We start from the raw sequence: 23,614 nt of genomic DNA, 5'->3' as shown, positions 1-23,614 counted from the left end.
AGAGTTTGAATAAGGTAGGGAATCAATTCATTGAAAATTATTATTGAAAAAGGAATACTGAATTTGCCTTCTGCTTGCTCTTTTTGTCCACCCCAATAAAATTTCCCTATTTTTGTGAAACTCCTTATTTCATTTATGAAAAAAATTATTCTTATCGAAGACGAAACCAGTGTAGTTTCTTTTATTAAAAAAGGACTTCAGGAAAATGGATATGAAATTTCTGTAGCTTTTGACGGCCGTACAGGAGTACAACTGGTGCAGGCTAACGATTTTGATCTGGTAATTTTAGACATTATGCTTCCGGAAATGAATGGTCTGGATGTCTGTAAAGAGATAAGAAAAACAAATCAGAGCGTTCCGATTTTGTTTCTAACTGCTTTGGGAACTTCTGAAAATATCGTTCTTGGACTGGAAAGCGGAGGAGATGATTATCTTGTAAAGCCTTTTAAATTCATAGAGCTGGTAGCACGTGTGAAGTCTTTGCTAAGGAGAAGCAACAACAACGGTCCGCAGGAAGCCATTGAATCTGAACCTGATAATGAAGATGTTTTTCAGTTTTCAGACCTGATGGTGAATGATTATACCAAGAAGGTAACCCGCGCAGGAGAAGACATTTCGCTTACTTCTACAGAATATAAACTCCTGCTATATTTCCTGAATAATCCGGAAAAAGTAATTTCCAGAGCTGAAATTCTGGATGCAGTATGGGGAGTGAACTACGAACTGGGAACCAATGTGGTAGATGTATATGTCAACTATTTAAGAAAAAAACTGGATAATCAGGATGATAATAAGTTGATTCATACAGTGATAGGAATGGGATATGTGTTGAAAAAAACATAATGGATGTTTAATAAAGTGATTACAAATCAGACCAAAACGATGGTGCTTTTGATGTTGGTTTTTACAGCCATCATTTTGCTGTTCAGTGGTTTGGTATACTTTTCTATCGTGAATTTTTCCCATCAGAGATTTTATGAGCTCCTGAAAATCAGAACAGCTACTATTGTTCAGATCGAAAAAAGCAAAGATCATCTCGACCTTCCGGAAAATTATATTCTCAACAGTCTGAATGATGAGGAACTTCCAATGGAAAAGGACTATGTTTTTGCCGTTCCCAGAGATTCCAATTTCAAAAAAATATCTCAGGAAGTTCATATTCCTGCTTATTTCTTTAAAAATATTATCAAAGAAGGAGAGTCCAATTATAATGATGAAGAATTCTATTATATAGGACAAAGCTTTAAATATGATAATAAAGATTATATCGCTATTGCTTCAGCTAAAAATCATTATGTCATTTATTATCTGGGCTTTTTAAAAAGAACACTGCTTACCTGTATCGTTCTTTCTTTGTTCTTCAGTATGATCTTCTCTTTTTATCTTTCCAAAACGTTATTCAGACCTATCTTAAAAATTACAGGAAAAGTAAAAGAGATAAGTTCTGAAAATCTTCACTTAAGGCTGGAGTCTCAGCCTGATAACAAAGAGCTGAACGAGTTGGTAGATACTTTCAACGATATGCTCAACCGTATTGAAACCTCATTTGAAACTCAGAATCACCTGATCGGAAATGTTTCCCACGAATTGAGAACTCCTCTTACCTCCATTATGGGAGAAGCTGATGTTGCTCTTTCCATCAGCAGAACAGCCGATGAATACAAAGAAACTCTTGGAATCATTCTGGATGAAGCTGAAAAGCTGGATAAAAAGATTAAAGCTCTCTTAATGATTGCCCAAACCGGATTCGATGGGAAAATCCAGAAAATGGATAAGGTAAGAATAGATCAGCTGCTTTGGGATGTTATTGAAACGCTAAGAAGAATAGATTCCAGAAATAATATTTATCTTGATATCAGTATGCTTCCCGATAATCCGAAAAAGCTGAAAGTACAGGGAAATGAACAGCTGCTCCATCTTGCGGTAGCCAATATCATCAGTAATGGCTGCAAATATTCTAATTTTCAGCAGGTAAAAGTATCTCTGGGAGCTACCAATACAGATGTCTACATTATTGTAAAAGACAATGGTATCGGAATTCCTGAAGTAGAGATGAATAAAATCTACGATCCATTCTTCAGAGCCTCCAATACGAACAACTATGAAGGTTATGGAATTGGGCTTCCTTTAGCAAGAAACATCGTAAGAATGCATCACGGGGAACTGATCGTAAGTTCACACGAAAACCAGGGAACTACAGTACAAATGCGCTTCCCAAATTTCTATAGTACGCAGAAAGGAGAGTAGCCTGATCTTATTCAGCCTGAAGAACAATCCGGAACAAACAATGTCTATGAGCAATTTCGTCCTTTTACGATTTTGTTTTTTGCTATATGAACTCTCCTTAACAATTTTCTAATCTCATTTTAATCTCTTTAATCACATTTTAATTTCGTTCCAAAGATGTTCTAATATGGTCGTTCTAGTTTTGTATCATCAAAAAAGATAAACACAATACAAAATAATAAAGAACATGGCTAAAACAATTTTAATTGCGACAGATTACTCTCTTGAGTCATTGAATATATTGAAAAAAGTACTTAAGGAGAAAGATGCATCAGAAGATCAGAACCAATATAATATCCTTCTGACATCCGGGTATGATGGCGGAGATTCTATCAGAGATCTTTTATTCACAACCAAAACATCGGTTTTTAATAAAATAAGACCGGAAGAGTTCTGTGATGCCTATGGAATTATCAGTAATAAATATCCCCACCTGATTAATAAAATCACTTGTGATATTTTTACAGGAAGTTTCCAGAGAACATTCAACCAATATGTAAAGGCAGAAAATATTGAAGAGGCTTATTATTCTCCATCTATCAAAAGTAAGGGAAAAGGTAAGTTTGATCTGATTCCTTACATCAAAAAATGCAAAGAACTGCAATCCCAAGAAATTACCGTTGAAGTAAGAGAAAGACTTCCGGAAAGAGGAAGATTGGCAGAGATCTTTGTAGAGGTCTAAATAAAACACAAATAAAAAAATAAAAAAATGTTAAGAAATTATAGTAACAGCAGGACACTGGGAGATAATATCAGGTTGGGGACGCTGACTGCCTTTACGGCGGGTACTATAAATATTGCTTCCCTATTGATATTTCTCTCTTTTACATCGAATGTAACGGGACACTACGCTATTTTAGCAGCAGAAATAAGTAAAGGAAACTGGACGCAGGTAGGAGTAGTAGGGGGATGGATCTTTTTGTTCTTCTTCGGAAGTTTTCTGTCCAACTTTATCGTTATCAACTTTAACAAGAAAAGTAAATATTTTGCCCATTCTATGCCTATTGCGCTGGAAATTATATGTCTCCTTTTTGTGGGAATATACGGGCAGTTTTACTATCAGAAAACATTAGTGGAAACAGAATATCTGGTAGCATTGATGCTTTTTGCCACCGGACTGCAAAACGGTCTTACGGCAAGTATCTCCAACTTCTCCGTGAAAACGACCCACCTTACGGGAACAACCACCGATTTAGGAATCCTGGTATCTATGTTTACACAGAAAAAATATAGAAAAAACGGAGAGCTGATTGGCAGAGCAAAACTTCTGATGAGTATTATGCTTGCTTATATCATGGGAGCAGTGTTCTCAGGATTGACTTATTACTATCTGGAATTCAGAGTGTTCTATGTAATCAGTCTGTGTCTTCTGATTGTCATCGGGTATGATGCTTATAAAATTCATGTTCGACACTTTAACACGAAATATAGATATAGCAGGATTTATAAAAAGCCTAATCTCTTTGCATATCTCTATGATAAAATCCATGGAATTCCTAAAAGAGAGAAGAAAAGAAAGCTTGTCTTTGAAGATTAAAATATAAAACACACTATTGATTTTTTGTATAAACTAGCTGTAAATGCCCTTATTTTATTATGAAATAGGGGTGTTTTTCTTTAAAAATGTCTTAAAAATCTATAAATCTGTTGTTTTTTATCCTGTTTTTCAAAGGTGTTAAAATGAAAATTTCCCGATCAGATTAATAAGTGAGCTAACGCCCTTCATTACAAACATTAAAAAAAATGGTTGGGGATAAATAAGTAAAAATGTTGATAATTAAATATTAAATCACGATTTTGGTATTTTAATTCCCGTTTCCATTGACTATTTTTGTAAGTTGATTTACGTTTTTATGTCAGATATTATTCAGCTTTTACCGGATCATGTAGCCAACCAAATTGCAGCGGGAGAGGTGGTGCAGCGGCCTGCATCCATCGTGAAAGAACTTTTGGAAAATGCTATTGATGCAGATGCAACGAAGATTGAATTGATCATCAGAGATGCCGGGAAAAACCTTATTCAGGTGGTAGACGACGGAAAAGGAATGTCCGAAACAGATGCCCGTATGGCATTTGAAAGACATGCTACCTCCAAAATCAAAGGAACAGAAGATATCTTTAAGATTGCTACAAAAGGCTTCCGGGGTGAAGCACTGGCTTCTATTGCCGCAGTTTCACAAGTAGAGCTCAGAACGAAACAGAATGACACATCCATTGGTACCAACATTTATATTGAAGGCGGAGTTTTCCAGTTTCAAGACCCGGTTCAGACAGCAGACGGATCAAATTTTTTAGTAAAAAATCTTTTCTATAACGTTCCTGCAAGAAGGAAGTTTTTGAAAAATAACAATATTGAATTCAGACATGTAATTGATGAATTTCAGCGTGTTGCACTGGCTCATGAAAATCTGGAGTTTTCCCTTTTCCATGATGATGAAGCTGTTTTCAGGTTGAGAAAAGGAAGTCAGATGCAGCGTATTGTAGATGTTTTCGGAAGGAAACTTCAGCCGCTTTTGATTCCTATCAAAGAAGATATTATCTGGTGTAAACTTCATGGATTCGTTGCTAAGCCTGAAGGTGCCAAGAAAGCAAGAGGAGAACAGTTTCTTTTTGTGAACGGAAGGTATTTCAGAAGCCCATACTTCAATAAAGCAGTACAGGAAGCCTTTGAAGGATTGCTTCAGCCCGGATATGTCCCTTCATTTTTCCTTTTCCTGGAGCTTGATCCTGAGAAAATTGATGTGAATATCCATCCACAGAAAACCGAAGTGAAATTTGAAGATGAACATCTTATTTTTGCTTTGCTCCGCTCAACCATCAAAAGGTCGTTAGGGATTTATAATGTCTCTCCAAGCCTTGATTTCGACAGAGATCCGGAGTTGGATGAAATGATGAATAAACCGATTCCAAGCAAAGGAAACGGAGGTGGAAGTGGTTTTGTAAAAATGCCGGAGATTATTGTAGATAAGGATTATAATCCGTTTCTGGAAGAAAAAAATGTAGTGCATCCAGAAGAAATTCAGAATCTTACAGAAATGTACCATCAGAATATTACTGCTGAACCTTCAAAGATTAATTTATTTGAAGATGAAGATTTTGACGAAGATCTGATGAGGCTTCCAAATGGCTACTGGCTTTTCAATAAAGGTGATGTGACCTTGATGCTGGATCTCGGAAGAATGCACAGATTATTGGTTTCTGAAGGGAATAAATCTACCAGAAAATCAAATACAAACAGCCATGCTCTTCTTTTCTCTCTGGAATATCATATGAATGAGATTGAGAAGACAAAATACAATTCGATCAAAAAATATCTTCCGGAATTAGGGTTTGACATGAAAATTGCTCATGAAAGCGTACTTCGAATAGATTCACTTCCTGAAGGGCTGAAAGAAACCCAGGCAATGAAATTCCTGGAGAACCTTTTTGAAATTCTGGAATACAAAACAGAAGAAGAATTTTTGCATTACTACCATAATCAGTGGAACAAAATGCAGTCCAAGTCAAGATTTGACTTTATTTATAAAAAAGATGCGGAACAGCTTATCAAAGACTTTACAGCACTAGGTTTCCCGGAGTTTTTGCCGGATGGAAAAAGATGCTATTATGAAGTTCCGTTTAATGATTTTAAAAACAAATTTTAAATTATGTTTAACAATATACCGCCCATTACAAGGAATATTATTATAATCAATGTTATAGTATTTATTGTTACTTATTTCATGGGAAACCAGATGATTGGTTATCTCGCGGGCTTTTATCCGTTCTCCCCTTTTTTCCATTCATGGCAGGTTATTACCCATATGTTCATGCACGGAAGTATCATGCATATTTTATTTAACATGATGACGCTCTTTAGCTTTGGACCCATTCTGGAGCAGACATTAGGAGATAAAAAGTATTTGATTTTATATTTTGCAAGTGGTTTAGGTGCATTTTTCCTTTTCAATTTGTGGAATTTTGTAGAAGTTCAGCAGCTTTCCAGTGAATTGGAACAGCTGGGGTTTAATGTAAATGCATATTTGTCAGGTGCCAGTGTTGGGTTTGCAGGGAATGCAGATTCCATTCTTAAACAAAAAGAATTACTTGAAAGTTTCAAAGACATTGTAGCTACACCCATGGTTGGGGCTTCTGGAGCTATTTTCGGAGTTGTAGCGGCATTTGCGACGCTTTATCCAGATTCTAAAATTGGAATCATGTTTATTCCGGTTCCTATAAAAGTAAAATACCTTCTGCCAATTATTGTTGTTGTTTCTGTGTTCCTTGGTGTCTCCGGGAATGGAGGTGGCATTGCTCACCTCGCTCACGTAGGGGGAGCTTTGGTAGGATGGCTGCTGGCAGTAATTTGGAAAAAGCATTTGTACAGATTCAATTAAAATAAGATTGTGAAGGTTTTCCGACTCATACTATTCATCCTGCATCTGGGAATTCTGTTTTTACTGCTGGGTACATTATTGAATGCTTATGTTCCACCGAAGGTTTTCCCATGGTTTAACTTGCTTTCCTTAGGTTTTCCGGTACTTATGATCTCTTATATCATTCTGACGATATTCTGGGTTTTCAGCTGGAAAAAAAGAGCTTTTGTATTCATGTTTGCAGGGCTTGCATTTATCAACCCGGTAAAAAGATGGGTGAATTATTCTTCTCCTAAAAATGGAAATTCAGAAATAAAAATAGTCTCTTTCAATACGAGGGCAGGGGGAAGAGGAAATGCCGGAATTGGACCTTATCTGAAATCTCAGCGTGCAGATGTTATCCTTTTACAGGAAGATGCTGGTAAAGATTATCAATTTGAGGGATATCAGAAAGTAAATCCGGGAGCAGGGTTAACGATTTTGACCAAACATAAAATTATTAATCATAAAATTATCGACCCACAGGATGAAAATATAAGAATTCCTGGTTTACAGGCTGATATCGAGATTAATGGAAAGGTATATCGGTTTATTGATGTATATCTTAATCCGTTCCACTTTGATAAAGATATGGTAAGACTTAATGGAAATACCGATTCCAACGAACAAAAAGCAAAAGATGTTGTAAAAAGGCTGATTCCAACTTTTAAGAAACATCAGGAGCAGACAGTTTTGATCAAACAGGTTATTGAGACCTCACCTTACCCCGTTATTCTTACAGGAGATTTCAATTCTGTTCCTAATTCTTATGAATATTATCATTTATCGGATGGGCTTGAAGATGCATTTTTATCGGCCGGAAAGGGCAGTGCAACCAGTTTTCACGACTATAAATTTCCAATCAGGATCGACTATGTTTTTTCTTCAAAATCATTAAGGGCAATATCTTATGAAGTTGACCGTTCTGTAAGTATTTCAGATCATTATCCTGTCATCGTGAAATTTTCCACGGAAAGCAAATAATCATAAAAAGAGTTAAAGTTATCTGCTTGGTAGGATTTTTGTTGAAAGAAAAGCGTACCAAGACCGTTTTTTCATGAAGTCGAATCAGATATTACTATTTATACATATCGTTATTGCTGTTTTGCTGTTAAGCACATTAGGGAATGCATGGATTCCGCCTAATCTTTTGGGCTACCTTAACCTGCTATCACTTGGTTTCCCCTATCTGATCTTAGCACATTTGATTCTTACACTGATATGGATTTTCAAAAAACAAAAAATAGCTATCGCTTTTGCACTGGGTACACTTATCTTCTATAATCCCATCAGACGATGGGTCAACTTTTCACCAAAAACAGAGAATGGAAAAACAATACGGGATATTAAAGTATTGACATTTAATGTAAAATATGGAGAATATGGTTGGGATAAAGTGAAAAATTACATTAAAGAACAGGATGCAGATATTATTCTTGTACAGGAAAAAGATACTAACCGTGCCATAAAACGGGATCTTATAAAATATCCTTCTGTTATTCTGAAAACAAAACATAAAATTGTAAGACAGGCAGAGTTGATTGATGAGAAAGCAAGAGGAAATTCATTCTATGCTGATATTGATATCAATGGAAAGGTAGTCAGAATCATTAATGTCTATCTTGAACCTTTCAGACTTCATAAGTCAATGTTTACGAAGTTAGATGCACTTGGATTTGGAAATGTTTCAACATTGCTCTCTCACATGACTCCTACATTTCAGGCCCATGAAGATCAGGTAAAAAGAATCAGAAAGATGGTAGATTTATCACCTTACCCGGTTATTTTAGCCGGAGATTTTAATTCTGTTCCCAATTCTTATGAATATTATAATCTGGGAAAAGATCTTCAGGATGCCTTTTTAGTAGCAGGAAAGGGAAGCGCAAGCAGTTTTCATGACTATAAAGTACCTTTGAGAATTGATTATATCTTCAGTTCAAAATCTATTATTCCTCTAAGCTATAAAGTAGATCAGTCTGTGAAATTATCGGATCACTATCCTGTAATTGCAGAATTTCTGCTAAATTAGTTCCATGAAAAATATACTGTCTGTGATTTTTATTTTCACAATTCTTCTCACTGCATGTTCCAAGAAGGAATCTCCGGGTTTCGCTGCGGAACAGGATGTTAAAAGGAACTATGATACTATTGCTGTTGATTCCTTTTCTACCGGCGCTGTTTCAGTAGATATTGCCCGAAAGATAAGAATGTCTTCCCCCCAGTATCTGGACTCTGTAAAACAGGCTAAAAAGCTTCAGGAAGAGGAGAGCAAGCTAAAGGCAGAGCTTGAAAAAGAAAATAAAGCAAAACAGGAAGAGGAAAAGAAAAAAGCAGATGCAGAAAAGAAAAAGAAGTCTGTAGAAACGCCTTCGGGTCCAGACTCTAAAACACAATAACGCCTATATCATTAAAAAATAGACAATATGAAAAAACAAATCCTTACAGCAATGGTGATCTCAGTATTCACTGTAGCATGTACAAAATCAACAACGAAAACAGAGCAGGTAGATAACGCTGACGGATCAGTTACTACAACCACTACTACCGTTACAGAAACTCCAACTACTGTTGATACTGCAAAAATCAACAATGCAAAAGAAGATGTGAAAGCAAAAGTAGATGCCGCTGGTAATAAGATTGATGATGCAGCTCAAAAGGCTAAAGATAAAATTGATGCAACAGCTGATAAAACGAAACAGGATCTTCAGAAGGCCGGTCAGGATATCAAAACTGAAGCAAATAAAGTAGGACAAGATGCTAAAGAAGCCGCGAAAAAAGGAGCTTCAAAAGTAGAGGAAGCTGCGAAAAAAGTGAAAGAAGACTTAAGTAAATAAAAAAAAAGCCGTAATTCTAATTGAGTTACGGCTTTTTTTTATTAATTGACCAGAATGGATATTCTGTATCTTTATTTATTCATTTCCAGCAAAGGTTCAATATATTCTCTGTCATTGCTCAACCTTGGCACCTTATTTTGCCCGCCAAGTTTTCCTTTAGCTTCCAGCCAGTGATAGAAAAGGTTGGTTTTAGCAATATGTACAATAGGTCTTTTAAGCGTCAAATTGTTGTATCTCTTTGCTTCATAATCAGAGTTGATTGTTTTTAAATGCTTGTCAAAAGCATCAATAAATAGGTCCAGGTTATCTGGATGCTGACTGAACTCAAAAATCCATTCATGGGCACCTCCTTCGTTTCCTTTCATAAAGACAGGAGCTCCTGTGAAATCGGTGATCTGCGCTCCCGTAGCTTCACATGCCTTTGAAAGGGCAGATTCCACATTGGTAATCATCAGTTCTTCACCAAATGCATTGATATAATGTTTTGTTCTTCCTGTTATTTTTATTCTGAATGGATTGGTTGATGTAAAGACAACGGTATCGCCAATCAGGTATCTCCACAGACCGCCGTTGGTTGTAATTACCATGGCATAGTTTTTACCTACTTCCACATCTTCCAGACTTACCACTTTCGGATTTGAAAAATGGAACTGATCCATGGGAATGAATTCGTAAAATATACCGTAATCCAGCATCAGAAGCATCTCATCACTGTCTGATCTGTCCTGTATCCCGAAGAAGCCTTCAGAAGCATTGTAAATTTCGTAGTAATTGATGTTTTTTCCGATGATCTGTCTGAATTGCTCCCTGTAGGGCTTGAAACTGATTCCGCCGTGAAAAAACACCTCCAGATTCGGCCATAGTTCTGAAATACTTCCGATATTGGTTTCCTTTAATACTTTTTGAAGGAGAACCATCATCCAGCTTGGTACCCCAAGGATACTTCCCACATCTTCATTTTTTACTTCAGAGGTGATCGCCTTCAGTTTGCTTTCCCATTCTCCCATCAATGAGACTTTTTTGCTTGGGGTTGTGGTTATTTCTACCCAAAATGGAAGGTTATCAATTAAAATAGCGGATAAATCCCCAAATTTTGTGTTGAAATCAGCATACAGTTCAGAACTTCCTCCTAAACGTAAATTTTTATAATTAAAAAGCTGATTTTCGGGATGGTTATTGGCGTAAATGGAAACCATATCCTTTCCTGCCTTCATGTGACAGTATTCCAGGCTTTCTGCAGAAATGGGTATAAATTTACTCTTGGCATTGGTGGTTCCCGACGATTTGGCAAAATGTTTAATGAGCCCGGGCCAGCTTATATCTTTCTGACCCTGCCTTGCTTTTTCAATATAAGGTTCCATTTCTTCATAGGTAACGATCGGGACTTTATTTTTAAAATCCTGATAACTTGATATAGAATTGAATCCGTACAGTTTACCGTATTCCGTGTCTTCTGCATGAAACAGCTGGGAAAAGAGTATACCTTTCTGGGTCTCAATGGGATGATCCATGAAATTCTGTATCTGATCTATCCTCTGACGGATGAACCAGTTGACGACGGTATTGAAAAGTGCTTTGGTTGCCATTCCAACAAATATAATGATATTTGAATTTTCTGAAAATTTTTTGCGTGATTAAATAAAAAAACCGTTACAAAATTTGTAACGGTTTGATATTTAGATTATTGTTTCTTAGCAATACTCATCATATGCAGCCTGTAGGTTTGCTGCGATAGCTCCTGCAGGGTTTCCTTCGATGTGGTGTCTTTCCAGCATGTGAACCAATTCACCATCTTTGAAAAGAGCTACACATGGAGAACTTGGAGGGAATGGAGCAAGGTGTTTTCTTGCCTCAGCTACAGCCTCAGTATCAAATCCTGCAAATACAGTTGTTAAATGATCAGGTTTCTTATCTCCAGTCAAAGAGTATACAACTCCCGGTCTTGCAGCACCTGCTGCACAACCACATACGGAGTTAATTACCAATAATGTAGTTCCGGACTGCTTCAATGCATCTTCTACCTGAGTTGGAGTTGTCAAGTCCTGGAAACCTTTATCTGTAAGCTCTGCCTTCATAGGCATTACTAAATCTGTTGGATACATATATTTTGTTTTTATCTGTACAAAGTTAAGCATTTCTTTGCGTTTGTTCAATATATAAAAACTATCAATCGATTAGTCATATAAAATTAATCAAATATTAATATTGTAATAATATTCAAAAAAATGTGAATTAAGACTAGGAATAATGGAAAATTATTATTAATTTTGAAATGATTCTGAAAAACAAACGACCATGAAAAAAACATTTAAGGCTTTCCCTCAAGCAATCAATCACTTAAATACTCTATGAAATATGGTAGTATCTTAATTCTTTTTCCAGTTTTAGAATCAAAACTGATTAACAAACTTTAATATCCAAAGAAAGCGAAGCCCGGAACTGAAAAGTTCCGGGCTTCTTTAATCAAATCGATATGCAAAGGTTGTATATCCTAATATAAATAGTTGATAGAAAATAAGTTGAAGGGTTATGGATCGCCGTCAACGGTTAGTTATCAACTAAGACAGGAGCTTTTTAGCCATCTCGGAAATACTTTTTCCGTCAGATTTTCCGGCTAATACTTTTGATGCTGCTCCCATTACCTTCCCTAAATCTTTAATAGATTCAGCTCCGGTTTCAGAAATAATATTTTTAATTTCTGTTTCAAGTTCTTCAGCAGAAAGTTGTTTAGGTAAAAACTTCTCAATTACTTTCATTTGAGCTTCTTCTACTTCTGCAAGATCCTGTCTTCCTTGAGCTGAAAACTGCTCAAAAGAATCTTTACGCTGCTTGATCATTCTCTGCAGAATAGCAATTTCCTGCTCTGCGGAAACTTCAGCGCCTCTTGCTTCTGTCTGTAAAAGAAGAATCTGAGATTTTACAGCACGAAGAGAGTCCAGAGCTACTCTGTCTTTTTCTCTCATGGCTGTTTTTATAGCTTCGCTTATTATATTTTCTAAACTCATGTTATTCTTATTTGTACTAATGTGAAAGGATTAATGTATTGATGATTTTACAGAGTGACTCATCAATACATTAATACACTTATTTTAGTCTACGTCTTTATTTAAAAATCTGTTTTCTCTGATCTGCATAGATCCATTGTTGTCAGACAGATACGTGTTGATGTTCTGATCTGAAGCATTGGTTCCGTCGATCGAAATATTTTTTCTTTTGAAAGCAGGAATAGATTCAAACTCACTCGTGCTGTCAAAGCTCTGGTAGCGTGAGTTGAATTCTTTCAATTTATTTCTTCTTTCAATCACTCTGTCCTGGTCGATCGTTTTATTCACAAAAGTGAATTCTGATTCTTCCGTTTTTGGAGCTTCAATTTCTGTTTTGTTTTCAAAAGCAGTTTTTGTTTCTGCTTTTGGTTCTTCCTGTTTCTGATAGAAGGTTTCAATCTTCTGAGCCGGTTCAGCTACAGCAGCATTGCTTGGGTTGTTAAATTCTGCTTTTGGCTGTCCGAAATCGGTATTAGGCTCGTTTCTCACAGGTTCGTTTACAAAGAAGCTGAATTCAACAGGCTTTTCTTCTGTAAACGAGCTGCTGAATGGAGTTCCTGCCTGTGGTTCATCTTTTTTATTTTCAAAATCAAATGAGAAAGACTGAATTTCCAGGTCGTTTGGATCTTCATTCTCTTCGTCAATAGAAAATAAGCTGTATTCCTGCTCACTTTCTTCTTCGTTTTTCCACGCCTGTTCAGGAGTGTTTATAATATCTTCCTCTTTATCAGAGAATTTTATTTCGGGTCTTACCTGCTCTTCTTCAAGAATCATTTTTTTTTCAATGGATGTAACCTTGAACTGTGTGCTGTGGTCTTCATCATCTAATCTGAAATGATTGGCTCTGCTGGAATCATAGGTGGTATCAGGTGCAGACTCTCTTTCCTCTCTTGTTTTGAAAGGGGAGTTTTTCGGAGCATCGAAGCTGTCGTTAAGACTGATTCTGATTTTCTCTGTAGGTCCTGCAAATTTCTTATTGTCGTTAGAGAATCCTGTTGCGATAACAAGAACGCTTACTGCATCTCCCAATTCCTCATCAGCACCTACTCCGAAGATAATATCTGCGGTGTTTCCAGCTTCTTTCTGAATATGGTCCATGATGATACCGATCTCATCCATGGTTACTTCTTCAGCACCACTTCTGATCAATAACAGAACGTTTTTGGCACCTGTAATCTTATTATCATTCAATAATGGAGAATCAAGGGCTTTTCTTACCGCTTCTTCGGCTTTATTTTCACCTGAAGCAGTTCCTGTAGACATCAAAGCGGTACCTGAATTCTGAAGTACAGATTTAGCATCTCTAAAGTCAATGTTTACATCAAAGTAACCTGTAATAACTTCTGCCATACCTTTGGCTGCATTAGCTAGAACTTCATCGGCTTTTGAGAATCCCTGCTTGAATCCAAGGTTTCCGAACTGCTGTCTTAGTTTATCGTTGTTGATAACAATTAATGAATCAACATTATTTTTTAGTTTATCAAGACCATTTTCAGCCTGATCAAGTCTTCTTTTACCTTCAAAACTGAAAGGAACGGTAACAATACCTACAGTAAGAATTCCCATGTCTTTTGCTACTTTAGCAATGACAGGAGCCGCTCCGGTACCGGTACCACCGCCCATTCCGGCAGTGATAAACACCATTTTGGTGTTTTGTCCCATAGCTGCTTTAATATCTTCAATACTTTCGATTGCAGATTTTTCACCAACCTCAGGGTCTGCACCTGCTCCAAGACCTTCTGTGATTGTGGTTCCTAACTGAACTTTATTAGCAACCGGGTTATTATCAAGAGTCTGAGCATCTGTATTACAAATCACGAAATCAACTCCGTGAATACCTTTCTCGTACATGTGCTTCAGAGCGTTGTTTCCACCGCCCCCTACACCGATTACTTTTATGATGGATGAATTTCCTTTTGGCAAATCAAATGAAAATCCTTGTGTACCTATATTTTCCATAACTATACTTTTAATAATTATAATTGATAATTGATTGATGATAATTGATAAGGAAAAGATCGTTTATCGCTTATCATTCACCATTTATAATTTATTCTACTTCTTCAAAGAATTTTTTTACTTTTTCCATAAGCGACTGTCCGAAGGTCAATTTCGCCTTTCTGTTCTCCTGTCTTTCATTTTCAAAAGACTGCTGCTCCTGAATGGGTGTTGCATGCTGAACCGGCTGAACAGTTTCTGTCTGTACTGAAGCGGTTTCAGGCTTTGGCTGTTCTACAACAACTTCCATGATTTCATCAGCATTCTGCTTTTTGTCTCTGATCTTTAAACTCTCCATCAGTAACCCGATAGACGTAGCAAATTCAGGGCCTTTCAGGTACTGATTTTTATCGTTGGCGATATATTCATTCGCAAAACCTATTCTGCTGTCAAAACCAGTGGTATAATTGGCCAGCTGACGAAGATGTTTTAAGTTTGAACCACCACCTGTAAGAACGATTCCTGCAATAAGTTTTTTCTTTTGTTCAAAAGCACCATAAGCTTTCAGTTCTGTATTGACCATTTCTAAAACTTCTTCTACTCTTGCATTGATGATTTGTGCTAAAGTTTTTAAAGAAATTTCTTTGTCCGGTCTGCCATGAAGCCCCGGTATGGTTACAAAAGTACTATCTTTTTCTAATTCGGGAACAGCCGAACCAAACTTTACTTTAAGTTGTTCTGCATGTTTCTCTATGATGGAACAGCCTTCTTTGATATCTTCGGTAATAATTCCGCCTCCGTATGGAATCACACAGGTATGACGGATGATGTTATCTTTAAATATCGCAATATCTGTTGTACCACCACCAATGTCAACAATAGCGACACCAGCTTCTTTTTCTTCTTTTGTAAGAACAGCTTCAGAAGATGCCAATGGCTCTAAAGTAAGGGCTTCCATTTCTAGTCCGGCTTCACGAACGCATCTTGCAATATTTCTGATGCTGCCCATTTGGCCTACTACAACGTGGAAGTTAGCTTCTAAACGCTTTCCATGCATTCCAACGGGTTCCTGAATTTCACCCTCGGAATCCACTTTATATTCTTGAGGAAGTACGTGGATAATTTCTTCTCCAGGAAGCATAACCAGCTTTTTCACCTGATCTTTTAATGCTTCAATGTCATCGTCTGTAATAAATTTATCAGGATGTTCACGCATAATATAATCGGAGTGCTGCAGAGAACGAATGTGTTTTCCTGCAATACCTACCGTAACTTTGCGGATAGGAACACCAGCACTGGACTGTGCTTCGGATACTGCAGCCTTGATTGAATTAATAGTCTGTGAAATATTATTCACAATACCTTTATGAACACCAAGACTTTTAGCTTTTCCTACACCGAGAACTTCTATTTTCCCGTGTGCATTCCTTCTTCCGACAATCGCGACTATCTTTGTTGTCCCGATGTCCAGACCCACTGAATACTCTTGATTTTCCATTTTTATATCGATTTGATTTTTTCTACTTTTTCCTTTTTTTCTCTAAAGATGATCTCCTATTTGTGTATTGAATGTCCCGAAAGGACTTATTCTATTTTTACTTTTGCCTTTGGCTTGGATAAGGCCTTAGCGGTTGATTTTTTTTCTGTTTTTTTCGCTTCTTTTGTATGTGTTTTCGGTTTCGCGCTCTCTTTCGGTTTTGCCGGCGTGGAGCTCGTTTTTTTTGCTTCCGCTATTTTTGGTCTGGCCTCTGTCTTCTTTGTTGCTGCCATTGGAGCAGGAGCTTTTGCCAGTTCTAATTTTCCTGCTTTTAAAATACTGTCATTTTCTTTAAAATAAGGGTTTAAAGTAGTAACAATCTGATTCTGGTATTTTACAGAAATCATACTGTACTTCTGTGGATCCTGGTAGACAAGATATTTTTCCACGAAGGTTTTAAATCCTTTTACTTTAAAATCAATATTATCCAGATCTCCAATCTCTACCCGGTAATTTCCTTCACTTGTCAGAAGATTGTAGCTTTCTTTGCTTTTTGAAATCCCGATAAAATATTTCTTACTGAAATCATCTTTATCGATCTTTCCTACCAGCTCTGCCAGTTTTTCATATTCATCCGGCTGTACATTTCCGGTTACCAGCATACATGGATGCGAATACGTTCTTGAAATTGGAAATTCAACTCCTTTTTCATCTACGTAAAAGTCTTTTCCGTCTTTATTAAGCCTGAAAACAGGAACTCTCTGCTTGATATCCAGATTCAGTTTTCCATTCAGGTTCAGGTAGACATTAGCACTATCTACCGCCGGAAGTGAATTGATTCTTTTTTCTAAAGAAGGAATATTAAGGTCACCTACTTTTCCAGAAGGGTTTTCTTTTTTTACAATCTCCCTGATGTCTTTTTCATCAACAAAATAAACCGGAGTTTTTTCACTCATTTTTACAGAAATCTTATTGTCTGTAATCTGTTGGTGGCTGAATCTCTTCAACGAGAAACTCAGTAACAATCCAAGGATGATTACAGTGACAGCAATTTTTAATATTCTGTATTTATTTTTCATATTTTTTGTACAGCACTTATCCACTCACAAATAGGATCATACAGGGTATCTATATTTCCTGCACCTACGGTAAGAAGGATATCAAAATCTTTTTCTTTTATTTTTTCAAAAGCATCGGATAATGTCGATACTTCTTTCTTATCTAATGTCACTTTGTCCAGCAGCCAGCTTGAATTAACTCCTTGAAAATTCTCCTGAAGTTCTCTTGCAGGGTAAATATCAAGCAGAATAAGTTCATCGGCTTTGCTTAAACTTTCTGCAAATCCATCTGCGAAATCTCTTGTTCTGCTGAAAAGGTGAGGCTGGAAGACCACCACTAGTTTTTTATCAGGGTAAAATGTTCTGATTGAGCTCACTACAGCATTGATTTCTGTAGGGTGGTGAGCATAATCATCAATATAAATTTTACCGTTTTGATAAATATGTTTGGTATATCTTCTTTTAATTCCTTTAAAGTTGGCAATAGCTTTTTTCAGCGTATCAAAATCTGCGCCTAAATTATGCAGAATCGCTAGTGCTACAGTAGCATTCTCCACATTATGGATTCCCGGAATTTCCCACACAAAATCCTTTATTGTTTCGGTAGGAGTATGGAAGTCAAAATAAATTTTATCATGATCCATTCTCAGGTTGTCAGAATAGTAGTCTGCAGGCTCATTTACAGCATACGTTTGATGTCCTCTGCCAATTTCTACTCCTTTTCTTACAAAGAGCTGTTTATCCTGAGGCACTAAAGCCGCAAACTGTCTGAACCCTTCTTCAATATGACTTTTATCTCCATAAATATCCAAATGGTCTGCATCTGTAGAAGTTACAACTGCCCAATCAGGAGAAAGGTTCAGGAAGCTTCTGTCATATTCATCCGCCTCTACCACAGAATATTTGGAACCGTTGTACAGGAAGTTCGATTTAAAGTTTTCAGAAATTCCTCCTAAAAAACATGAGAAAGGCAGATCTGCTTCTTTGCATAAATGAGCTACAAGGGTTGACGTGGTTGTTTTTCCATGAGTTCCCGCAATAGCGATACAATCTGTATTTTCAGTGATTAATCCTAAAACTTTAGCTCGCTTCAACACTTCAAATTGATTTTCATTGAAGTAATCCAATATTCCAAGCGTTTTAATAGCCGGAGTATAGATGACCAATGTATCTTCTTTCTGAAGAGAAGTTATCCTTTCATCAATAAAGTCTTCAAAAACAATATCAATCCCTTCATTCATCAGATTCTGAGTCAATTTTGTATTGGTTTTATCGTAGCCCAATACTTTTTTTCCGGATGCATTGAAATAGCGCGCTAATGCACTCATTCCGATACCTCCGATTCCAACGAAGTAAAAAGTCTGATATGTTTGTAAAATGTTCATTTATATTTTAATCTTTAATGACTCTTGAACCAATTCAGAGTTTAATTACTAATATTTTTATTATAAAGCTTTAATCAACTAACATTCATGACTCGTTAATGAAATAAGTTTTAACGGTGTCAGGCTGAGCTTGTCGAAGCCTTTCCTAATTATTTTATTACTTTAAAAATCTCATCTACAATCTCTTTTGCGGCATTTGGCTTGGCAAAATATTTAAGATTGTCAGACATTTCTTTCCTTACCCTTTCATTTTCGCAGATTTCTGATAATGTATTCCAGAATTTTTCCTGCATTTCAGAGTCTTTTACCATTCTTGCTGCATTTTTTTCAACCAGATTCATGGCATTTTTAGTTTGGTGGTCTTCCGCTGCAAAAGGGAAAGGAACCAAAAGGACCGGTTTTTGTGCTACGGCCAACTCTGAAATGGCAATAGCTCCGGCTCTTGAAACGATGATATCAGCTGCAGAATAAGCCAGTTCCATATCTTTGATGAATTCAAGGATCTGAATATTAGGAGTGTCTGTATCTTTTGTTTCGTTTACAATATCTTTATAATCAAGCTTTCCTGTCTGCCAGATCAGCTGATAATCTTTATCTGTCATTTGTTTTAAATGAGATTTCCATGCATTATTCAATGTTCTGGAGCCTAAAGAACCACCCACAGACAGAATCGTAAGCTTATCTTTATTCAATCCCATTTTTTCTTTTGCCTGGGTTGTTTCCTGCATTCCTGAAACAATGTTCTCACGAATCGGATTTCCCAGAAATTTTATTTTTTCTGCCGGAAAACCTTCCACTTTTGGATAAGCTGTAAAAACGGCTTTCGCTTTCTTGCTTAAAATTTTATTGGTTACTCCCGCATGAGCATTCTGTTCCTGTATGAAAATAGGAATTCCCATTTTGCTTGCTTCATAAAGAGCGGGTCCGCTGGCAAATCCTCCAGTTCCTACGGCAAAATCAGGAGCAAAATTTTTAATAATCTTTTTAGACTTTGATAAACTCTTCAGAATTTTGAATGGCAGGCCTAAATTGGATAACAAATTTCCTCTGTCAATTCCTGCGATATCAATTCCCTCAATTTTATACCCTGCTTGTGGAACTTTTTCCATTTCCATCTTTCCATTGGCACCAATGAACAAAAATTCTGCATCAGGAAATCTTTTTTTGATTTCATCAGCAATGGCGATGGCTGGGAAGATATGACCTCCTGTTCCTCCGCCTGATAATAATATTTTTAATTTTTTGTCCATCTTAAGCGATATCGTTTATTTCTGCTACACTTTGTTTTTTGCCCATTCCTTCTTCATCATAAATCTGAATCCTTGAGCTTATATTTAAAATAATACCTAACTGTAAATAGGTTACCAGCATTGAGGTTCCTCCGTAACTTATCAAAGGCAGCGGCTGTCCTGTTACCGGGATCAGGTTGACTGCAACGGCTATGTTTACTGAAAGCTGTATAAAAATCATTACCCCGAGACTGAGAACGAGCAAGGATCCGAAAAATGCCGGCATTTTACTGGCGATCATCACGATCCGTATCATCATAATCAGATATAAACAGATGAGAAAAGCAGCTCCAATCACTCCGTATTCTTCTACAATAACCGCGAAGATAAAGTCGGAGGCAGATTGTGGAAGCATTTGTTTCAATGCACTTTTTCCTGGTCCCATTCCGGTGATTCCACCATGTACGATGGCTGCTTTAGCCTGCATTACCTGATAGTTTTTTGCTTTTATACTTTCATCATCTACATCGGCTGATTTTGCTTTGCTTGAAGTAAATGTTTCTACACGGCTCATCCATGTATGAACACGGTTTCCGCCAATCATGTTCGTATTCAGAGCTATTAATAAAAATAAAACAATAGCTACAAATGAGGCAGAAATAAATCCTGCAATGTATTTCCAGTGAAGCTGTCCTATGACAAGAACCACTACGGAAACCATTAAAATCATTAATGCGGTGGAACCGTTATCTTTTGCTACCAATACAAAAACAAGCAGGATAGGCCCGAAAATATACATGATATTCTCTATTGGAAGCCTTTCTCTTGTGATCTTTTTGGTTAAATATCTGCACAGGTAGATAATCAGCATTAAAAAGGCAAATGATGAAGGCTGGAAGGAAATTGGTGTTCCCGGGATTTTCAGCCATCTGGAAGCACTGGCTCCGTCAATGGTTTGCCCGGTAAACATGGTAACAATCAGCAGAACAATCATAAGACCGAGCAGAATACTGCTGAGCTTTCCGATATATTCATATTTTATTGTTCCTACCAGTCGCATAATTGCTAATCCTAAGACTACAAAGAACATATGTTTGATAACGTGACCCGTTGTAGTCCCGTTATTAACAATGTATTCGAGATTTGAACTTGCAGAGTATACAGGGAAAATAGAGAAAATGGAGATCACAAGGATGACCATCCAAAGTACTTTATCACCCTTTAGAAATTCAAATCTGCTTTCTGTGTTCTGTTCGTCCATAATTTTGTATTGATGTATAATGTACTTTGTACAAAAAACATTTTACTTTAGTACCTGCTCTTTAAACTGGCGTCCTCTGTCTTCATAGCTTTTGAACAAGTCAAAACTTGCGCAACACGGAGATAATAAGACGGTATCGCCTTTCTTAGCCAGTGATTTGGAAATCCTCACGGCTTCTTCCATGCTTGAAGTATCATAAATAACTTCTTTTTTGTCTTTAAAGAAATCTATGATCTTCTTGTTATCTACTCCAAGGCAAACAATTGCCTTTACTTTTCTTTTGACTAAATCTTCAATTTCGGTATAGTCATTTCCTTTATCTAATCCACCAACGATCCATACGGTTGGTGTTTTCATGCTTTCTAGAGCATAATAAGTAGCGTTCACATTGGTTGCTTTACTGTCGTTGATGTATTTTACACTATCAATTTCAGTCACCAATTCCAATCTGTGTTCTACAGCCTGGAATGTCATCAATGAATGTCTGATGCTTTCATTGTTGATTTTTAATATCTTACCTGCAATAGATGCTGCTAAGCTGTTCGCTACATTGTGATTTCCCAACAGAGACAATTCATCAACTTTCATTGAGAATTCGTCTTTCATTTTTACAACAATCTCATCTTCATTTACAAAACCTCCTTCAGATAACTTCTCTTTTGTTGAGAATGGAATCATTTTAGCCTTTATTTCAAGCTTTTCAAGAAGATTTTTGCTCATTTCATCATCCTTGTTATAGATGAAGAAATTATCATTTTCCTGATTTTCAGTGATTCTGAATTTTGCCAAAGCATATTCTTCATAGTTGTAGTTATACTGATCCAGGTGATCCTGAGACAGATTCAACAGTAAAGAGATATAAGGTCTGAAATTTTGAATATCATCCAACTGGAAAGAGCTTACTTCCAATACATAATATTCATGGTTTTCATCTGCCACCTGCTTGGCAAAGCTGTATCCGATATTTCCTCCCAAACCTACATTCAATCCGTCATTTTTCAGGATATAATAGATTAGGGAAGTAGTGGTTGTTTTTCCGTTGCTTCCGGTAATGGCAATAATCTTTGCATCTGTAAATTCAGAAGCAAATTCAATTTCAGAGGAAAGTCTGATTCCTTTTTCATGAATTTTATGAATGATCTCCGCCTTTTTCGGAATTCCCGGGCTTTTTACGATCCAGTCAGCGTTTAAAACCCTTTCTTCATCGTGGTTTCCTTCTTCAAATTCAATTTCATTATCGGTAAGAAACTGCTTATAGTTATCCTTAATGGCTCCTTTATCTGAAAGAAATACTTCCAGACCTTTCTTTTTAGCCAAATAAGCAGCTCCGCATCCGCTTTCTCCACCTCCTAAAACAACTATTTTCATATTATTTGGATTTAATGATTAAAAGATTTAGTGATTAAAAAATTCTTCAATATTTCAATCTTTTAATTTTTAAATTGGTTTTTATCTCATTTTTAATGTGATCAGACATACAATAGCCAGTATTACCCCAATGATGATCATTCTGTTCACGATTTTACTTTCGTGGAAACCTTCTTTCTGATAATGGTGGTGTAATGGTGACATTTTGAATAGTCTATTGTTTTGGGCATATTCCAACCCGTATTTTCTTTTTCTGTATTTGAAAACAACTACCTGAAGCATTACAGACAGGTTTTCAATTAAGAAGATTCCGCATAATACAGGAATCAGCAATTCTTTTCTTAAAATAATGGCTAAAACGGCAATTACTCCTCCCAGCATCAAACTTCCGGTATCTCCCATGAAAACTTGCGCAGGATAGGTGTTGTACCAGAAGAATCCGATCACCGCACCTACCATTGCCACGGCAAAAATGGTGGTTTCACCCATATTGGGAAGGAACATGATATTGAGATAGTCTGCAAAAATGATGTTCCCGGAAAGATAAGCAAAGAGCGCCAGCGATAGTAGTATAATGGCACTTGTTCCTGCCGCCAGACCGTCGATTCCATCTGTAATGTTGGCACCGTTTGAAACAGCTGTTACAATGAAGATGACAATAGGAATAAACACAATCCATGCCCACTCATGAGCATCTTTATCATTCATCCAAAACAAAATTCCGCTATAATCGAACTCATTGTTTTTGGCAAAAGGAACGGTAGAAACAGTAATTTTTTCAGTAGGCATAAAGTTTTGCTCGACATTATTTCTGTTGACCACTTTAGCATCGGCATATTTTCTTTTAACGGTAATGTCCGGGTGGAAATACATTGTAATTCCGACAATTAGCCCTAAACCAACCTGGCCTACAATTTTGAATTTACCACTTAAACCGTCTTTATTTTTTTTGATTTTCTTTAAATAATCATCCAGGAAACCAATAGCTCCCATCCAGAACATTGAAACCAGCAACAGAACAATATATACATTGGTAATTCTTGTAAACAGCAATACGGGAATGATGGTTGCCAAAATGATGATGAGCCCTCCCATGGTAGGAGTTCCTTCTTTTTGTTTTTGACCATCCAATCCAAGATCACGTACCAATTCTCCCATTTGTTTTGTTCTCAGGTAATTGATTACTCTTTTTCCATAGACAAGAGCAATAATCAGAGAGAATAGTACAGCCATCCCGGCACGGAAGGAAATGTATTTCAACAATCCTAATCCCGGAACGTGGATTCCATGGTTGGTTAGATATTCGTATAGATAGTATAGCATAGTTTCAATTGTTAATA

Annotated in this window: 21 protein-coding genes; 10 read left to right on the top strand and 11 right to left on the bottom strand. The window is 36.7% G+C overall.

Annotated features, from left to right (window positions below; all coding sequences use genetic code 11):
• Window positions 1–135: 135 nt before the first annotated feature.
• From CHRYMOREF3P_RS13590 to CHRYMOREF3P_RS13545, 10 genes are all read left to right on the top strand, one after another.
• On the top strand, window positions 136–843 hold the full coding sequence (locus CHRYMOREF3P_RS13590) for a response regulator transcription factor (protein ID WP_047380001.1): 708 nt from the start codon (window positions 136–138) through the stop codon (window positions 841–843).
• A gap of 3 nt (window positions 844–846) precedes the next feature.
• Window positions 847–2,247 (top strand): sensor histidine kinase, encoded by a 1,401-nt coding sequence (locus CHRYMOREF3P_RS13585; RefSeq protein ID WP_077413173.1) that lies wholly within the window; start codon window positions 847–849, stop codon window positions 2,245–2,247.
• 226 nt (window positions 2,248–2,473) lie between these two features.
• Window positions 2,474–2,968: a hypothetical protein gene (locus CHRYMOREF3P_RS13580; protein ID WP_077413172.1), complete on the top strand. Its 495-nt coding sequence runs from the start codon at window positions 2,474–2,476 to the stop codon at window positions 2,966–2,968.
• A 27-nt stretch (window positions 2,969–2,995) separates the two neighbouring features.
• Window positions 2,996–3,823, top strand: a complete 828-nt coding sequence (locus CHRYMOREF3P_RS13575) for a YoaK family protein (protein ID WP_180564838.1) — start codon at window positions 2,996–2,998, stop codon at window positions 3,821–3,823.
• A 316-nt stretch (window positions 3,824–4,139) separates the two neighbouring features.
• Complete coding sequence (mutL, locus tag CHRYMOREF3P_RS13570; RefSeq protein WP_180564837.1) at window positions 4,140–5,930, top strand: DNA mismatch repair endonuclease MutL; 1,791 nt, start codon at window positions 4,140–4,142, stop codon at window positions 5,928–5,930.
• Window positions 5,931–5,933: 3 nt separating this feature from the next.
• A complete protein-coding gene (locus tag CHRYMOREF3P_RS13565; protein WP_077413169.1) occupies window positions 5,934–6,662 on the top strand; it encodes a rhomboid family intramembrane serine protease in 729 nt (242 codons plus the stop codon).
• Between the two features lie 9 nt (window positions 6,663–6,671).
• Window positions 6,672–7,664, top strand: coding sequence for an endonuclease/exonuclease/phosphatase family protein (locus CHRYMOREF3P_RS13560; RefSeq protein WP_228408572.1), 993 nt, complete (start codon window positions 6,672–6,674; stop codon window positions 7,662–7,664).
• Between the two features lie 73 nt (window positions 7,665–7,737).
• Window positions 7,738–8,709, top strand: a complete 972-nt coding sequence (locus CHRYMOREF3P_RS13555) for an endonuclease/exonuclease/phosphatase family protein (RefSeq protein ID WP_175627164.1) — start codon at window positions 7,738–7,740, stop codon at window positions 8,707–8,709.
• A gap of 4 nt (window positions 8,710–8,713) precedes the next feature.
• Window positions 8,714–9,076, top strand: coding sequence for a hypothetical protein (locus CHRYMOREF3P_RS13550; protein ID WP_180564836.1), 363 nt, complete (start codon window positions 8,714–8,716; stop codon window positions 9,074–9,076).
• 27 nt (window positions 9,077–9,103) lie between these two features.
• Complete coding sequence (locus tag CHRYMOREF3P_RS13545; protein ID WP_077413166.1) at window positions 9,104–9,514, top strand: hypothetical protein; 411 nt, start codon at window positions 9,104–9,106, stop codon at window positions 9,512–9,514.
• A 71-nt stretch (window positions 9,515–9,585) separates the two neighbouring features.
• Here the strand turns inward: CHRYMOREF3P_RS13545 and CHRYMOREF3P_RS13540 are convergent, their stop codons facing one another.
• From CHRYMOREF3P_RS13540 to mraY, 11 genes are all read right to left on the bottom strand, one after another.
• On the bottom strand, window positions 9,586–11,100 hold the full coding sequence (locus tag CHRYMOREF3P_RS13540) for a GH3 auxin-responsive promoter family protein (protein ID WP_077413165.1): 1,515 nt from the start codon (window positions 11,098–11,100) through the stop codon (window positions 9,586–9,588).
• A gap of 105 nt (window positions 11,101–11,205) precedes the next feature.
• A complete protein-coding gene (locus tag CHRYMOREF3P_RS13535) occupies window positions 11,206–11,616 on the bottom strand; it encodes a BrxA/BrxB family bacilliredoxin (RefSeq protein WP_047379990.1) in 411 nt (136 codons plus the stop codon).
• A 456-nt stretch (window positions 11,617–12,072) separates the two neighbouring features.
• Complete coding sequence (locus tag CHRYMOREF3P_RS13530) at window positions 12,073–12,519, bottom strand: GatB/YqeY domain-containing protein (protein WP_047377988.1); 447 nt, start codon at window positions 12,517–12,519, stop codon at window positions 12,073–12,075.
• 84 nt (window positions 12,520–12,603) lie between these two features.
• Window positions 12,604–14,517: a cell division protein FtsZ gene (gene ftsZ, locus CHRYMOREF3P_RS13525; protein WP_077413164.1), complete on the bottom strand. Its 1,914-nt coding sequence runs from the start codon at window positions 14,515–14,517 to the stop codon at window positions 12,604–12,606.
• Window positions 14,518–14,608: 91 nt separating this feature from the next.
• On the bottom strand, window positions 14,609–15,994 hold the full coding sequence (ftsA, locus tag CHRYMOREF3P_RS13520; protein WP_180564835.1) for a cell division protein FtsA: 1,386 nt from the start codon (window positions 15,992–15,994) through the stop codon (window positions 14,609–14,611).
• An 86-nt stretch (window positions 15,995–16,080) separates the two neighbouring features.
• Window positions 16,081–17,052, bottom strand: coding sequence for a cell division protein FtsQ/DivIB (locus CHRYMOREF3P_RS13515; protein WP_180564834.1), 972 nt, complete (start codon window positions 17,050–17,052; stop codon window positions 16,081–16,083).
• Window positions 17,049–18,416, bottom strand: coding sequence for a UDP-N-acetylmuramate--L-alanine ligase (murC, locus tag CHRYMOREF3P_RS13510; RefSeq protein ID WP_077413162.1), 1,368 nt, complete (start codon window positions 18,414–18,416; stop codon window positions 17,049–17,051). The genes CHRYMOREF3P_RS13515 and murC overlap by 4 nt, the downstream gene beginning before the upstream one ends.
• A 149-nt stretch (window positions 18,417–18,565) precedes the next feature.
• Entirely contained in the window at window positions 18,566–19,666 is a 1,101-nt protein-coding gene (gene murG, locus CHRYMOREF3P_RS13505) for an undecaprenyldiphospho-muramoylpentapeptide beta-N-acetylglucosaminyltransferase (protein WP_077413161.1), read from the bottom strand.
• Between the two features lies 1 nt (window position 19,667).
• Window positions 19,668–20,906 (bottom strand): FtsW/RodA/SpoVE family cell cycle protein, encoded by a 1,239-nt coding sequence (locus tag CHRYMOREF3P_RS13500; protein ID WP_077413160.1) that lies wholly within the window; start codon window positions 20,904–20,906, stop codon window positions 19,668–19,670.
• A gap of 42 nt (window positions 20,907–20,948) precedes the next feature.
• On the bottom strand, window positions 20,949–22,274 hold the full coding sequence (gene murD / locus CHRYMOREF3P_RS13495) for a UDP-N-acetylmuramoyl-L-alanine--D-glutamate ligase (protein WP_180564833.1): 1,326 nt from the start codon (window positions 22,272–22,274) through the stop codon (window positions 20,949–20,951).
• 81 nt (window positions 22,275–22,355) lie between these two features.
• Window positions 22,356–23,597 carry a phospho-N-acetylmuramoyl-pentapeptide-transferase gene (gene mraY, locus CHRYMOREF3P_RS13490; RefSeq protein WP_047377995.1) on the bottom strand — a complete coding sequence of 414 codons (1,242 nt, stop codon included), beginning with the start codon at window positions 23,595–23,597 and terminating at the stop codon, window positions 22,356–22,358.
• Window positions 23,598–23,614: the final 17 nt, after the last annotated feature.

This window comes from Chryseobacterium sp. JV274, assembly GCF_903969135.1.
Taxonomy (GTDB): Bacteria; Bacteroidota; Bacteroidia; order Flavobacteriales; family Weeksellaceae; genus Chryseobacterium.
Note: the sequence above shows the minus strand (reverse complement) of the source record. Positions and strands in the feature narration are given on the sequence as shown.

Bases quoted from the DNA above. Each gene is read 5' to 3' on its own strand.
- CHRYMOREF3P_RS13530 (WP_047377988.1), bottom strand. From the start codon at position 12,519: ATGAGTTTAGAAAATATAATAAGCGAAGCTATAAAAACAGCCATGAGA.
- CHRYMOREF3P_RS13535 (WP_047379990.1), bottom strand. From the start codon at position 11,616: ATGTATCCAACAGATTTAGTAATGCCTATGAAGGCAGAGCTTACAGAT.
- CHRYMOREF3P_RS13575 (WP_180564838.1), top strand. From the start codon at position 2,996: ATGTTAAGAAATTATAGTAACAGCAGGACACTGGGAGATAATATCAGG.
- mraY (WP_047377995.1), bottom strand. From the start codon at position 23,597: ATGCTATACTATCTATACGAATATCTAACCAACCATGGAATCCACGTT.
- CHRYMOREF3P_RS13555 (WP_175627164.1), top strand. From the start codon at position 7,738: ATGAAGTCGAATCAGATATTACTATTTATACATATCGTTATTGCTGTT.
- CHRYMOREF3P_RS13565 (WP_077413169.1), top strand. From the start codon at position 5,934: ATGTTTAACAATATACCGCCCATTACAAGGAATATTATTATAATCAAT.
- CHRYMOREF3P_RS13580 (WP_077413172.1), top strand. From the start codon at position 2,474: ATGGCTAAAACAATTTTAATTGCGACAGATTACTCTCTTGAGTCATTG.
- ftsA (WP_180564835.1), bottom strand. From the start codon at position 15,994: ATGGAAAATCAAGAGTATTCAGTGGGTCTGGACATCGGGACAACAAAG.
- murG (WP_077413161.1), bottom strand. From the start codon at position 19,666: ATGGACAAAAAATTAAAAATATTATTATCAGGCGGAGGAACAGGAGGT.
- ftsZ (WP_077413164.1), bottom strand. From the start codon at position 14,517: ATGGAAAATATAGGTACACAAGGATTTTCATTTGATTTGCCAAAAGGA.
- CHRYMOREF3P_RS13540 (WP_077413165.1), bottom strand. From the start codon at position 11,100: ATGGCAACCAAAGCACTTTTCAATACCGTCGTCAACTGGTTCATCCGT.
- murD (WP_180564833.1), bottom strand. From the start codon at position 22,274: ATGAAAATAGTTGTTTTAGGAGGTGGAGAAAGCGGATGCGGAGCTGCT.
- CHRYMOREF3P_RS13585 (WP_077413173.1), top strand. From the start codon at position 847: ATGTTTAATAAAGTGATTACAAATCAGACCAAAACGATGGTGCTTTTG.
- murC (WP_077413162.1), bottom strand. From the start codon at position 18,416: ATGAACATTTTACAAACATATCAGACTTTTTACTTCGTTGGAATCGGA.
- CHRYMOREF3P_RS13500 (WP_077413160.1), bottom strand. From the start codon at position 20,906: ATGGACGAACAGAACACAGAAAGCAGATTTGAATTTCTAAAGGGTGAT.
- mutL (WP_180564837.1), top strand. From the start codon at position 4,140: ATGTCAGATATTATTCAGCTTTTACCGGATCATGTAGCCAACCAAATT.
- CHRYMOREF3P_RS13545 (WP_077413166.1), top strand. From the start codon at position 9,104: ATGAAAAAACAAATCCTTACAGCAATGGTGATCTCAGTATTCACTGTA.
- CHRYMOREF3P_RS13515 (WP_180564834.1), bottom strand. From the start codon at position 17,052: ATGAAAAATAAATACAGAATATTAAAAATTGCTGTCACTGTAATCATC.
- CHRYMOREF3P_RS13550 (WP_180564836.1), top strand. From the start codon at position 8,714: ATGAAAAATATACTGTCTGTGATTTTTATTTTCACAATTCTTCTCACT.
- CHRYMOREF3P_RS13590 (WP_047380001.1), top strand. From the start codon at position 136: ATGAAAAAAATTATTCTTATCGAAGACGAAACCAGTGTAGTTTCTTTT.